The sequence below is a fragment of the Microbulbifer mixtoriginis (SeqCode) genome (assembly GCF_052467705.1).
This window is the reverse complement of sequence record NZ_CP174322.1, coordinates 3,971,130-3,984,209: the sequence shown is the minus strand read 5'-3', so window position 1 is coordinate 3,984,209 and position 13,080 is coordinate 3,971,130. Positions and strand designations below refer to the sequence as shown.

Here is a 13,080-nt window from a genome sequence, read left to right as displayed (position 1 = left end):
GCATAATTAAACCGCCTCATCAGCTTGCAAGCAAAGCGGTGGCCCGTGAAAATGCGCCCCGAATGCGGATGACGCGCCTCTAGATTTAGCCGACGGAATTCTATGCCAATTGTTACCCTGGGGATCAACCACGACAGTGCGCCAATCGAGGTGCGCGAACGGGTCGCTTTTGCACCCGAGGTGATGTCCGGTGCCCTGGGGGATGCGCGTAAGGCGCTCGACTGCCGGGAACTCGCCATTCTTTCCACCTGTAATCGCACCGAAATCTACGGCAATGTGGAGGCGGAGCCGCTGCTGCAGTGGCTGGCCGAGTATCATCAGGTACCGCTGGAGCAGCTGCGAGGTTGCAGCTATATCCACAGTGGTGAGGCGGCGGTGCGCCATATGATGCGCGTCGCCTGTGGGCTCGATTCACTGGTCCTTGGGGAGCCGCAAATTCTTGGCCAGATCAAGTCCGCCTATGCGGTGGCGCGGGAGTCTGGCAGTGTCGGCAGTGAGTTGCACCGGGTTTTCCAACGGGTATTTACCGTGGCGAAAAAGGTGCGCACAGAGACGGCGATTGGTGAAAACCCCGTCTCTGTTGCCTATGCGGCAGTATCCTTGGCTTCGCGTATTTTTACCGACCTGAAGCAACAAACTGCGCTGCTGATCGGTGCCGGTGAGACGGTGGAACTGGTGGCGCGCCACCTGTTAGATCAGGGCATTAAGCAGCTGATTGTGGCTAATCGGACTCTGAGTCGCGCGCAGTCTTTGGCGGAAAATTTTGGTGCTGAAGCAATACTGTTGGCAGATATTCCCGAGCACTTGTCCCGCGCCGATATCGTGATTAGCTCCACCGCCAGTCAGCTGCCGATTTTAGGGAAGGGGGCGGTGGAATCCGCGCTGCGCAAGCGCCGTCACAGCCCCATGTTTATGGTGGATATCGCTGTGCCACGGGATATTGAAACCGAGGTCGGCGAGCTGGACGATGTCTACCTGTACAGTGTTGACGATCTGCGCGGCGTGATCGATGAGGGGATGCGCTCCCGCGAACGCGCCGCCGAGGCCGCCGGGGAAATTGTAGATAGCGCTGCGGCGGAATTTACCAAAGAGGGGCGTGCTCTCGGAGCGGTGGACACGATTCGCAGCTACCGCCAGCGCGCACAGCAGATAAGTGGCACCGAACTTGAGCGGGTACTGCTGCAGCTCGATAAGGGCGATGACCCCAGGCGTCTGCTGGAGCAGCTGGCCCGTTCACTGACCAATAAATTGATCCATGCTCCCACGATCAGCCTGAAAAAAGCGACTGCGGATGGCGATCTGGAGCGGCTGCGTATCGCCCGCGAAGTGGTGGGGCTCGATGATCTCGCCGATACCGAATTAGAGAAAAAACAGAAATGAAAGAATCCCTATTGAACAAGCTGGAGAATCTGCAGGAGCGCCACGAAGAAGTTTCCGCGCTGCTTGGTGACGCCAGCATAATTTCCGATCAGGATCAGTTCCGTGAGCTATCGCGGGAGTACTCCGAGCTGGAAGAAGTGGTCAAGTGTTACGGCCGTTACAAACAGCTGAAAGAGGATATGGCTGCGGCGCGGGAAATGCTTGGCGAGAGCGACCCCGAGATGCGTGAAATGGCCCAGGAGGAGCTGCGTGAGGCAGAGGTCCAGGTGGAGCCCATGGAGCGCGAGCTGCAAACCCTGCTGCTGCCCCGGGACCCCAATGACCGCAAGAATGTCTTCCTGGAAATTCGCGCTGGCACCGGCGGTGACGAAGCGGCGATCTTTTCCGGCGATCTTTTCCGTATGTACTCGCGTTACGCAGAAAAACAGGGCTGGCGTATTGAAATTGTCAGTGAGAATGCTGGCGAGCACGGCGGTTACAAAGAGATTATCACCCGTGTGGCCGGTGAAGATGTTTACGCCAGGCTGAAGTTTGAATCCGGTGCACACCGTGTGCAACGAGTGCCGGAAACCGAATCCCAGGGGCGTATTCACACTTCCGCCTGTACCGTGGCGGTAATGCCGGAGCCAGACGAGCGCGATGCGATCGAGATCAATAAGGCCGATCTGCGTGTGGATACCTACCGCGCTTCGGGAGCTGGTGGTCAGCACGTCAACAAAACCGACTCCGCTGTGCGCCTGACGCACCTACCCACCGGCATCGTGGTGGAGTGTCAGGACGAGCGGTCCCAGCATAAAAACAAGGCCAAGGCGATGGCACTATTACAGGCCAAGCTTTCCAGCGAGCAAGAGGCGGCTGCTGCACAGGAGATCTCTGATGCCCGTCGTAGCCTGGTGGGTAGCGGCGATCGTTCCGAGCGCATTCGCACCTACAACTACCCCCAGGGGCGTGTAACCGATCACCGTATCGGTCTGACCTTGTACAAGCTCGATGAAGTGATGCAGGGTGCCCTGGAAGAGGTGATTGAGCCGCTGCGTACCGAACACCAGGCGGATCAGCTGGCGGCGATGGGGCAGTAGTTGCCGTGTTGTGTGGCGATATTGGGTAGAGTTTTCCTATGAGCAGTGTGAAGGATAATCTCGCCCGCAGTATTGAGCTTATCGACAGCGAGTCAGCGCGACTCGACGTAGAGGTCCTGTTGGCACATATTCTCGGCCGTGAGCGCAGCTGGCTGTATACCTGGCCGGAGTACGAGCTGAGCACGAGTGAGCAGAGTGAGTTCGATGGACTGCTGACGCGTCGTAAAGAGGGTGAACCTGTGGCTCACTTGACCGGTGAGCGGGAGTTCTGGTCTCTCACCTTGAGGGTCGATGCCTCTACATTAATTCCCCGCCCGGATACTGAACTGCTGGTGGAAGCCGCGCTGGAACTCTGCCCTCAAGAGAAATTGCGCGCACTCGACCTGGGAACTGGTAGTGGGGCAATTGCCCTGGCATTGGCCTCGGAAAAACCGGGATGGCAGATTATTGCGGCGGAGAAGTCTCCCGCTGCCCTGGCGTTAGCGGAGGATAACCGCAGGCGCCTCGGTTTCACCAATGTGCAGATCCTGGAAAGTGATTGGTTTGCCCAGTTGCCGCCCCAGCAATTTGGCCTGATCGTCAGTAATCCCCCCTATATCGATGCAGCGGATCCTCATCTGGCCCAGTGCGATGTGCGTTTCGAGCCACACTCTGCGCTGGTGGCTGAGCGCCATGGGCTGGCGGATATTGAAGAAATCGCCAATCGCGCGGGAAATTTTCTGCAAGACGGCGGCTGGCTGATGGTAGAGCACGGTTGGCAGCAGGCAGAATCCGTACGGGAAATTTTTATTGCTGCCGGTTACAGAGAGGTGGAGAGTCGCAAAGACTATTCCGGCTGGGAGCGCATAACCCTGGGGCGAAAAAACTAGCCGGGCGGGTATTACTAGGATTTAAAAGGGAGGGAGCTCATGCACGATCACGTTCACCATCGCAATGGAAATGGCGCCCTCCGCCCGCTAATTATTGCTCTGATTCTGACGCTTAGTTTTTCAATTGTTGAGGCCATCGGTGGATGGCTGTCGGGCTCCCTGGCGCTACTCGGGGATGCCGCCCACATGCTCACGGATACTTTTGCCCTGGCACTGGGTGCTATTGCTGCGGTGCTGGCAAAAAAGCCCGCAGACCGTGAATTGTCGTTTGGCTGGGGGCGTGCGGAAGTATTGGCAGCAGTGACGAATGGCCTGATTATGTTGCTGATTGTTGTGGGAATCTCCTTTATGGCGATCAACCGCCTGCGCAGCCCCCAACCGGTGCACGGCAGTACGGTGATGTTGATAGCTGCAGCGGGCCTGTTGATCAATATTCTGGCGGCTTGGGTGCTACTGCGTGGCGAGCGCACGCTCAATATTCGCGGCGCATTGCTTCATGTGATGGGGGATATGCTCGGCTCAGTAGCCGCCCTGGCTTCGGGTGCGGTGATTTACTTTACTGGCTGGGTGCCGATTGATCCGCTGTTATCGCTGTTGATCTGTTTTCTGATTTTGATTTCTTGTGTGCGTCTGCTGCGTGATGCGGTGGATGTGCTAATGGAGCGTGTTCCTCGGGAATTGAGCCTGCCAGTTGTGGGGGAAGCCCTGGCCGCGGAGGTAGGTGTGCGCTCAGTACACGACCTGCATATTTGGCGTCTGGATTCCAGCACCATCTCTCTGTCGGCACACATTGTGGTGGATGATTTAAGTGCTTGGCCCGCGGTGTTGGAGCGCTTGAGGAGGACCCTGACCAAGCGCTTTGATATCGAGCATATCACTTTGCAACCGGAGCCCTTGGAGCAGCCCAGCCCCAGGATTATCGATAAAGTGAGTGGCCCGCAGTAGCGGGCTAGTCCTCGTCCCCTTGGAGGTCCGCGGCGCTATTGTCGGATACTCTTGTTTTTTGGGCATCTGGAGATTGGGGTTTTTGTGCAGCCGCCTCTTCTGGGATGACCTCTTCGGGCGGGCTGATTTGTTCCTGCGGAGCCTGGATACCGATGTGGTAGGCGGCGAAGCCAGGTTGCACCACCTGATCCAGCGCCATGCCGAGAATACGGCCGTTGTGCTGCGAGCGAATTTCTGTGCGCACATTGGTGATGGGATTGGTCACTGTGCCCAGTAGATCTCCCTTGCGCACAAACTCTCCCAACTGAACCTCACTAAAAATAATGCCGCCAGTGGAAGCCCGCTGCCAGGTGGAGTTGTAGTACACGGGCTCGGGATCACCCCATAGGCGGAACTTGCTCACCATACCCAGTTGGTTAAGCAGGGTGCGAATCCCTTTCACACTGTGGCTAACGGAGCGCTCGTCCAGCACCATCGGCGCGCCAGCCTCCAGAGTTACAGTGGGGATACCCGCATCCACCGCGGCGCGACGCAGGGTGCCTTTGGCCCCGGCGCTGTGGAGTACCACAGTGGAGCCGAAACCTTTGGTCATTTTCACGATTCTGGGGTTGGTGAGGTCGCCGCGTAACTGCGGCAGGTTGGTGCGGTAAAAAGAGCCTGTGTGCAGGTCTACCACTGCATTGCAGCGGCTGATGACTTCGTGGAAAAAGGAGTTGGCAATCCGTGAGGCAGAAGAGCCATTAGGGTCTCCGGGGAAGTGCCTGTTCAGGTCGCGGCGGTCGGTGAGGTAGCGTGAGCTGCGGTGGAAGCCCTGCAGATTAACGATAGGCACGCCGATTACCGCGCCACTTAACTGTTCAGCATCGAGGTCGTACATGACCCTGCGCACCGTTTCTACGCCGTTTAATTCATCTCCATGGACCGCTGCGGTCAGGCAGAGTACCGGTCCCGGTTTGGCACCGTTGACAACCAGGACGGCGGTGGGGCTGTAGACACCCTCAAAGTGTTGACTGGGAGACCAGGCCAGGCGGGTGGAGGTTGCCGGGGTTACCTCGGCACCGAGCAAGCGCAGGGGCTTGGCCTTTTCTACTTCCATAGAAGTATTTCCGGTAGGGGATGATTCTGGCTGAGTGGGTGTATCTACTGTGGGCCTGGTTTGCGGCTCTTTATTTGAAGGCGGTGCTTCCAGTTCATTGATGGGTTGGTCTAACTGCAGATTTTCCGCCTGGGGCAGTGATTTCTGAGGGGGGGCTTCCCCATTGGCCTGCGTATCAATAATTGGTTCCGCGGCGCCACTGGGTGGGCCCAGCTCGGTAATCACCGGCTGGTCCAATTGCAAGTTTTCCGCCTTTGAGATGACGCCTTCCTGCTCTTTTTCCTGTGCCTTCACGCTGGGTTTTTCTTGTTCGCCGGTGGTGGCACTCACTGCCCAGGTCTGGGCTGAGGCCAAAATCAGGGCAAGGCTCAACAGGCGCCGGGGCCCGTTGGGAAAAAGGCGCGGGATCATTGGGTAACTCCGGTTAACTGCTTGTGCGGGCGGTGCCGGTTATTGTTGTTGCCCGGCACGCTTGGGGACTTGGAGCGCCAGTATAGTCAAAGCGTTCCCTGGGAATGTGAACCAACCTGTATTCCCCAGGTTTTGGCAATGGCTTTGCGGCTGGTTCGTCGCAGTCGAAGCGCTAATAGGATTGAGGCGGTGCCCAGGCCGATACAGACACCAGTCCAGTAGCCATAAACGCCCCAGAAGTTTTCACCCAGCCAATAGGCGCTGGAGAGCCCTACCAGCCAGTAAGAGAACAGCTGTATATACATGGGAACGCGGGTGTCTTTGTAACCTCGCAGTGCTCCCCAGGCCATGGCTTGAGCGGCGTCTACCAATTGGTAGGCGGCACAGAGCAGTAGTAGGTTGGTTGCCACTGCAATAATTTCCGCATTGTTGGTATAAGCCTGTACAAACAGGTGGCGAAAGGTGATCAGTAGTACACCTGTTCCGAGGGCATACACGACGCCACTACCAATCCCCACTTTACCGGCAAACAGTGCCCGCTTGGGGCGCTTCTGGCCGAGTAAGTGTGCCGTACGGATGCTCAGGGCCTGGGCTAGCGCCAGGGCTACCAGGTAAAAAATCGAGCCGATACTCATGCCGATTTGATGCGCTGCCACTATGGCTGCACCATAGGGTGCGAGCAGAATCGTCAAGCTGGCAAAAAATGTGACCTCACTGGCAGCGCCGACACATACCGGCAGTCCTACAGCCAAAAGATGCTTCAAAATGGGCCAGTTGGGCCTGGGCGGTATCAATTTTAGCTTGAGTTGGTGGTATACCGGATCTGTGGCGGCGTGCCAAAACAGGGCGATAGCAATCAGAGTACTTACCGCTGCGGTTGCCCAGCCGCAGCCGGCACCGCCCATAGCAGGTATAGGGCCGGCGCCAAATACAAAGAGAATATCCAGGGGGATATTAAGCAGGGCGGCGGCCAGATATATACGCATGACTGGGCGCACCTGTCCCATACCCTCACAATAGCCGCGCAGGGCGGTTCCGAGGGCAAAGGGTAGGGTGCCTACCGTGAGTGCCAGGATATAACCTTGTAAAACCTGTCGAACAGGCTCCTCGGTTTTGATCCACTGGCTCCACACAGGCACCGCGAGCAGGGCAAGTAGCACTAATATGCCGCCGATCAAGCCAATCCAGAGAGCTTGGTGTAACTGGGCTGCACAACCTTCCTCATCGCGACTTCCGCGCAAGTGGGCAACAACCGGGGATACTGCAGCGAGCAGGCCGATTAGGGTAACTGCGCATACAGCCCAAATACTTGAGCCCAGCGCCAAGCCGGCCAGGTCTACCTCCCCGGCGTTACCGGCGACAATGGTATCTACAACGCCCATGCTCACCACTGCCAAGTTACTGACTACTAAGGGGCCCCCCAGAGTGGTGAGGTGGGAGAGTTCGGTGGAGATGGCGCGTCGGTAAATCTTGAGCAAGGGAAAAACCAAGTTTATTAAGGCAGAGCCTGTCGATGATTTTGGTATATCAGCCAAGTTCAGCCGGGACTGGGCAGAAAATGTTATTGAGGCAGTCGGTTGTGCCAAATGATCTTTAAAGCAGAGCGGGGGAGCTGGATGGGAGCTGACAGCAAGAATTTCCCGTCGCCATAAAGGCGGAATATTCTACGGCTAAATCATGTTTTCTCCCAGCGGCTATAGAGGAATTTCCTGCAATAATCTGGCGACTTTGTGCGGTGTGAGAAAGATACAACCGTGGCTGACGGCAACTTCTCGGTAGTGCCAGCCGGGAATCTTTTGCGCGCGTTCACCGCTTACATTGGCTGGGGGGTAGTAGGGCTTGGTGCAGCGAATAAAAGTGCAGGCCGGTCCTTGCTCGGGTGGGAGTCTCATTTGGATGGGATCCAAATAAGTTTTCACGGGGTGAGGGGTCATATGCCGGCGCAGCCAATTTTGAACATCCTGACTCTTAATCCCCATTTGTGCTGGATCCATCGGTAAAAAACAGCGGGTGCCGTGAATTTCTTTTGCCTCTGCCAGGCGTTGTGCGAGGATATCTTGCGGTAGTTGTTCGGCAAAAGCGTGATCGGGATTGGGAATGGCACCATCCAGGTAAACGAGATGGCGAATGCGCTCGGGAAGTGCGTCAGCGGTGCCGGCGGCCGCCATGCCCCCAAAGCTGTGCCCCACTAAAATCACCCGGTTTAATTCCTCAAATTCGATTACGTTCACCAGGTCTTGGATAAAAGTATCCATACCTATTGTGGGTGAAAGTAAATGACGTCTCTCTCCCAGGCCTGTCTGGGTGGGGGTGAATACCCGGTGTCCGTTGGCAGTCAGCAGCCTGGCTAGGGGGCCCCAGCACCATCCCCCGAGAAATAGGCCATGAACCAGTACGTAGGTATTCACTATGCATTTACTCCATTCCGCGATTTGGAAGAACAAGCTTAGTTGGAGGCAGTGTAAGAGATGCCTGGGCCGCTCGACTAAAGTGAACACATATACTGAAAAGAGAGTGAAAAGGATGGTTCTGTTATGAATACCCTGGGTCGTTGGTATGGCTGCTTTGTGCATTGGGTGCAGAAAATCGACTGGCTCGGGCCTCTGGCACTACGGATTTATTTGGCGCCGATTTTTATTTTGGCGGGCCTCAATAAAATGGGGGATATCAATAGTGTGGCCGCTTGGTTTGGTAACCCCGACTGGGGTCTTGGCCTGCCGGCACCACTGTTTATGGCTTGGGCAGCGGCATTGACGGAGTTTTTTGGTGGTATTGCCATCCTACTGGGGTTTGCCACTAGGTTGGTGGCGATCCCCTTAATGTTTGTGATGGCGGTGGCGGCGTTTACAGCACACTGGGAGAATGGATGGTCAGCCCTGCCGGATAAAACTCTGGTTGCTCCTTGGGAGTGGCGCGAGGACCTGATTGATGAAGCCATCACTCGCAAAGAGAAGGCTATAGAACTCTTAAAAGAGCACGGCAACTATGAGTGGTTATCCGAGAAGGGTAGCTTTACTGTTCTGAAGAACGGCATAGAGTTTTCTGCGACCTACTTCATTATGTTGTTGGCACTGTTATGTAGTGGGGCGGGGCGCTTCTTTAGTATTGATTATTGGCTGTGCCGCCACTGTAGTGGGCGAGAATCCACCTAGAGTGGTGGTATACTCGCCGATTATTTGAACATTTGAGCGAGTATTTCACTTGATAGGAAAGTTGTTCCGCCGTTCCTCCTCCTCTGAGGAGAAGACTCCCCGCCAGGGAGACGAGCACTCCCAGCAGCGTAAAAGTGGCCAGAATCCCTCTAAAAAGCCTCGTGGGGGCCAAAAAGCCGAGGGGAAATCTGGCCAGAGCGAGGGAGGTTCGCGCCGGAGCGGCGGCAAAAGTTCCCAGAGGGGACGTCAGCGTTCTCGCTCTCCTAAGGCGGAGGCCCCGGCAACGCCCTGGTCCTTGGGTGATTTCAAGGTTCCAGAGCAAGAGGGCAAGGTCCGCTTCCATGACCTGGGCCTGCCGCCGGAGTTAATGCGTGGTATTCACGACCTGGGTTTCCAGTACTGCTCGCCAATCCAGGGCCATTCTCTACCTCACACCCTGAATGGCCACGACTTGGTGGGCAAGGCCCAGACAGGCACTGGCAAGACCGCAGCTTTCCTAATTACCGTCATTGATGATCTGTTGCGTCATCCCTTTGATGGTGAGCGTTACGCCGGTGAAGCCCGCGCCCTGATCATCGCTCCCACTCGCGAGTTGGTAATGCAGATCGCCGATGATGCCAAGGCGTTGTGCAAATACACCGACTTGGAAATCCATACCCTGGTGGGGGGGATGGATTACGATAAGCAACAGCGCAATCTGAATGAGCGATTAGTGGATATTCTAGTGGCGACACCGGGGCGCCTATTGGATTTTGTCGGCAACCGCGATTGCTTCCTGGATCAAGTGGAAGTGCTGGTGATCGACGAGGCCGACCGCATGCTGGATATGGGCTTTATTCCCCAGGTTCGTAGGATTGTACGCCAGACACCTCGCAAGACTCATCGCCAAACCATGTTTTTCTCTGCCACCTTCACCCCCGAAGTTGATGACTTAGTGGAGCAATGGACCGAAGAGCCGGTAGTGGTAGAAATCGAACCTGAACGAGTGGCCACCGATTCCGTCGAGCAGCATGTCTATCTGGCCGCTAGTGAGGAGAAGTACGCACTCCTCTACAATATTTTGCAGCGAGATGAGGTGGACAGTCTGATTGTCTTCGCCAACCGCCGTGACCAGTGTCGCCGCTTGCATGAACACCTGCTCGCCCACGGCATTTCCGCCGGTCTACTCTCCGGCGAAGTGGCACAGAACAAGCGTGTACGCACTCTCGACGACTTCAAGTCGGGTAAAACCAAGGTGTTGGTAGCCACGGATGTGGCCGGGCGCGGTATCCATATTGATGGCATTAGTCATGTGGTGAACTTCACGCTTCCTGAAGAGCCTGAGGATTACGTTCACCGCATCGGCCGCACCGGCCGTGCTGGCAAGACAGGAACATCGATCAGCTTTGCCTGTGAAGATGATGCTATGCGTCTGGAGCCGATCGAGCAGTTGCTGGGACAGAAGCTCAAATGTGAAGTCCCACCGGAAGAGCTACTAAAGGAACCCCCGAGAGTCGAAGTGCGTCGCAGTGGTGGTGATAGGGACCATCGTGGAGGGCACGGTAACCGTCGCGGTGGTGGCCGGGGGCGTTCTCGCCATTGACTCCATCTAAGCCAGTAGGCCGCTAAAGGCCTATTGGCGTTTCTAGTAATTGGAAACATACCTTATCTACTTAATAAGTAATGAGTGCATCAGTTTTTGCCTTTTTCCCTCTTCTGACCTCCCTTTTCTATCCTTGAACTACACTGGTATAGATTTTTCCTGTTGTTGGGATTTTCACTCCGTGGGCTGCTCCATTTGTTCAGGTGTTTGACGCAGCCTTGCATTCGGATGTTTTTTTACCTATGTAAAATCAAAAAGTATTCGAATGCGAACTCTCTTCCTACATATCGGTTTTCATAAAACTGGCTCTAGTGCACTGCAGCTTGCTCTAAAACAATCCACCAAATTATTAAGTTCAAAAGGTATTGAGTTTCTTTCCTTGGGGAAAAAGGGGAGTTCCTCTCGTACTGTCGATTTCCAGAAAAAAAATGGTCGAATGTCCTATCGTCTGAACCGGCGGCTTAGTGACTTACTGGCATCGAGTCGCGGTGATAATGTCGTTGTGTCTGCGGAGCACCTGTGTTTTCTGCATACCTTTGAAGATATTGATAGTCTCTACAAGGAGTGTCGAAGATTTTTCGATCGCTGCCAAGTCGTTGTTTATTTGCGACGGCAGGATTTACAAGCATTCTCATTTAAAAGGCAGGCTGCACGGGCGGCAGCACCTGATGTCAGTCCCTCCAGCTTGTTATTTGGGCATTGCGAAGGTGCTTTTCCACATCTCAATACTGACTTAATGATGTATTTTGACTATTTTTCAAAGTTAAAAATATGGGCTGCAGTTTTTGGGGAAACTGCCCTGAATGTGCGGGATTTCTCTGCTGAGTTCTTGCGTGAAGGCGATGTGGTTAGTGATTTTTGCTCATTGCTTGGAGTGAATTTTTGCATCCCATCTGTTCGTGTGAATGAGGGAGTCGGTCGAAAGGAATTTCTGTTAACTAATAAGCTGATAGAGCTTGGCGTTTCTAAGTCGGAGATTAAAAAAATCAAGCCGATGATGAGGTTGGAAGTTTCGGAGCCTTTCCCTGCAAAAGTTGAGGCAGAGCGCTTCTTTAGACGATTTGAGTGCTGTAATAAATCGCTTAACAGTCATTTCCTCAAACATTCTTCGGGTTTGGCATTTAGTGATGATTTTTCTGGATATCCCGAAGAGGGAAATGACTATTTAACCCTGCAGGATTTATCCTCTTGGTTACCGCAGATTCTATCTGCCGGTGTGAGGCATCCCCAACAGTTGCGCGATGCTCTGTTAAGAGAATCTCTGCAAAGCCTGATGGGAGAGTACCTCGAAAATCCATTGTTATTACGTGAGCTTGAAGGAATTATGAGATGCTTGTCCCCCGTAATTAAGGATAAGCCAGTTGATGTGCCGCGGTTGTGGTCTCTTCGCAGCTGATTTCTACTAAAAGTGCTTTCTTGTACCAGCTGGTTTTCTATTTGCGAGTCAACTGTTCGTAGTGAGTGAGTACTTGGTTGGCAACTTTCTCCCAGCTGAATTTCTCTTGTACCACGGCAAGTGCGGCATTCCCCATGCGATTACTCAAATTTCGGTCATTCATTAGTTGCATAATGGCTCCTTGTAGATCCTCCACAGAGCCAGGCCTTGTCAAAATGCCTGTAATGCCATCGTTGACAATATAAGGCGTGCCGCCAACATTTGAGGCTATCAGGGGGAGTCCCGAGGCCATTGCCTCCAGGCCGGCGATACTCATTCCCTCCATAAAAGAAGGTAGAGAAGAGGCGTTTGCGGCGCGGTAAATGTTTGACATCTCCTTGTTGCTGACATTACCGAGAAAGTGTGCGTGTCCTGAGCTTATTTTATCTTTTAGTAACTCTTTAATTTCTGCTGACTCTTTACCCTCACCAGCAACAACCAGATACAGTTGAGGGTCATCAATCGCTGCAACTGCCGCAGCCAAAAAACGCACACCTTTTACCCGTTCGAGTCGACAGCCGATAGCGATAACATAAGCACTAGCTGGAATCGATAATTGTTCTCTGAGGGAGGATTCTCCCGGATGAAATACAGAAGTATCTACACCATTACAGGTAAAGCTTATCGGTTTTTGGTAACCCGTTTCTTTAGTGTTGGCAATAAGGGTTTCACTGACAGCAAGTATGCTAGAAGTAATATCCAATTGTTTGCGCATCTTCTTGAGCGCTTTCTTCCCTTTTTGTGCTCTTTTGACAAATGAGGAGGTGTGATTGGTGAAAATAACGGGAACATCTAGCCCCTTGCAGGCATTTAAAGGGCGCATGCCGTGCACATGCACAATGTCAACTTTACGTTCACGTACTTGTTGGCGAATTTTTCTGCGTAATAGCCAGTCGTAGAGTAGGTGACTGTCTGGCAACTTCAGGCGCTCAACAGTTACATCGTCAAAACAGTCAGTTTCGGGAGTGTTCTCATAAGGCTTTCTGGTCAGTACGTGTACTGAGTGATTAAGCTTGGCAAGCGCTCTAGAGAGTTCGAGCACATGAGTCTGAACCCCACCGATGGAGGGTGGGAATTCATTGGTAATCATTAGGATATTCATTAACGCTTGTACTAATAATTAGGTGGGTG

At 54.0% G+C, this 13,080-nt stretch carries 11 protein-coding genes; 7 read left to right on the top strand and 4 right to left on the bottom strand.

Annotated features, from left to right (window positions below):
* The first annotated feature begins 102 nt into the window (after window positions 1-102).
* The 4 genes from hemA to ACJJIB_RS17435 are packed head-to-tail and all read left to right on the top strand — an operon-like array spanning window position 103 to window position 4,273.
* Complete coding sequence (gene hemA / locus ACJJIB_RS17450; RefSeq protein ID WP_444884013.1) at window positions 103-1,380, top strand: glutamyl-tRNA reductase; 1,278 nt, start codon at window positions 103-105, stop codon at window positions 1,378-1,380.
* Window positions 1,377-2,459 (top strand): peptide chain release factor 1, encoded by a 1,083-nt coding sequence (prfA, locus tag ACJJIB_RS17445; protein WP_252083027.1) that lies wholly within the window; start codon window positions 1,377-1,379, stop codon window positions 2,457-2,459. The genes hemA and prfA overlap by 4 nt, the downstream gene beginning before the upstream one ends.
* Window positions 2,460-2,497: 38 nt before the next feature.
* Window positions 2,498-3,328: a peptide chain release factor N(5)-glutamine methyltransferase gene (prmC, locus tag ACJJIB_RS17440; RefSeq protein WP_444886985.1), complete on the top strand. Its 831-nt coding sequence runs from the start codon at window positions 2,498-2,500 to the stop codon at window positions 3,326-3,328.
* Between the two features lie 39 nt (window positions 3,329-3,367).
* Window positions 3,368-4,273, top strand: a complete 906-nt coding sequence (locus tag ACJJIB_RS17435) for a cation diffusion facilitator family transporter (RefSeq protein WP_444886984.1) — start codon at window positions 3,368-3,370, stop codon at window positions 4,271-4,273.
* Between the two features lie 4 nt (window positions 4,274-4,277).
* Here ACJJIB_RS17435 and ACJJIB_RS17430 read toward each other — a convergent pair whose 3' ends face one another.
* From ACJJIB_RS17430 to ACJJIB_RS17420, 3 genes are all read right to left on the bottom strand, one after another.
* A complete protein-coding gene (locus ACJJIB_RS17430; RefSeq protein WP_444886983.1) occupies window positions 4,278-5,780 on the bottom strand; it encodes a succinylglutamate desuccinylase/aspartoacylase family protein in 1,503 nt (500 codons plus the stop codon).
* An 86-nt stretch (window positions 5,781-5,866) separates the two neighbouring features.
* The gene (locus tag ACJJIB_RS17425; protein ID WP_252083023.1) at window positions 5,867-7,258 is read right to left on the bottom strand and encodes an MATE family efflux transporter; all 1,392 of its coding nucleotides are present in this window, start codon (window positions 7,256-7,258) and stop codon (window positions 5,867-5,869) included.
* 216 nt (window positions 7,259-7,474) lie between these two features.
* On the bottom strand, window positions 7,475-8,188 hold the full coding sequence (locus ACJJIB_RS17420; protein WP_444886982.1) for an alpha/beta fold hydrolase: 714 nt from the start codon (window positions 8,186-8,188) through the stop codon (window positions 7,475-7,477).
* 126 nt (window positions 8,189-8,314) lie between these two features.
* Between ACJJIB_RS17420 and ACJJIB_RS17415 the strand changes: the two genes are divergently transcribed.
* The 3 genes from ACJJIB_RS17415 to ACJJIB_RS17405 all read left to right on the top strand — a co-directional run bounded on the left by ACJJIB_RS17415 (window position 8,315) and on the right by ACJJIB_RS17405 (window position 11,910).
* Entirely contained in the window at window positions 8,315-8,932 is a 618-nt protein-coding gene (locus ACJJIB_RS17415) for an HvfX family Cu-binding RiPP maturation protein (protein WP_252083021.1), read from the top strand.
* 49 nt (window positions 8,933-8,981) lie between these two features.
* A complete protein-coding gene (rhlB, locus tag ACJJIB_RS17410; RefSeq protein ID WP_444886981.1) occupies window positions 8,982-10,514 on the top strand; it encodes an ATP-dependent RNA helicase RhlB in 1,533 nt (510 codons plus the stop codon).
* Window positions 10,515-10,779: 265 nt separating this feature from the next.
* On the top strand, window positions 10,780-11,910 hold the full coding sequence (locus ACJJIB_RS17405) for a hypothetical protein (protein WP_444886980.1): 1,131 nt from the start codon (window positions 10,780-10,782) through the stop codon (window positions 11,908-11,910).
* Between the two features lie 37 nt (window positions 11,911-11,947).
* On the opposite strand, the gene ACJJIB_RS17400 is transcribed toward ACJJIB_RS17405, so the two are convergent.
* Complete coding sequence (locus ACJJIB_RS17400; RefSeq protein WP_444886979.1) at window positions 11,948-13,039, bottom strand: glycosyltransferase family 4 protein; 1,092 nt, start codon at window positions 13,037-13,039, stop codon at window positions 11,948-11,950.
* Window positions 13,040-13,080: the final 41 nt, after the last annotated feature.

Bases quoted from the DNA above. Each gene is read 5' to 3' on its own strand.
- hemA (WP_444884013.1), top strand. From the start codon at position 103: ATGCCAATTGTTACCCTGGGGATCAACCACGACAGTGCGCCAATCGAG.
- prfA (WP_252083027.1), top strand. From the start codon at position 1,377: ATGAAAGAATCCCTATTGAACAAGCTGGAGAATCTGCAGGAGCGCCAC.
- prmC (WP_444886985.1), top strand. From the start codon at position 2,498: ATGAGCAGTGTGAAGGATAATCTCGCCCGCAGTATTGAGCTTATCGAC.
- ACJJIB_RS17435 (WP_444886984.1), top strand. From the start codon at position 3,368: ATGCACGATCACGTTCACCATCGCAATGGAAATGGCGCCCTCCGCCCG.
- ACJJIB_RS17430 (WP_444886983.1), bottom strand. From the start codon at position 5,780: ATGATCCCGCGCCTTTTTCCCAACGGGCCCCGGCGCCTGTTGAGCCTT.
- ACJJIB_RS17415 (WP_252083021.1), top strand. From the start codon at position 8,315: ATGAATACCCTGGGTCGTTGGTATGGCTGCTTTGTGCATTGGGTGCAG.
- ACJJIB_RS17405 (WP_444886980.1), top strand. From the start codon at position 10,780: ATGCGAACTCTCTTCCTACATATCGGTTTTCATAAAACTGGCTCTAGT.
- ACJJIB_RS17400 (WP_444886979.1), bottom strand. From the start codon at position 13,039: ATGATTACCAATGAATTCCCACCCTCCATCGGTGGGGTTCAGACTCAT.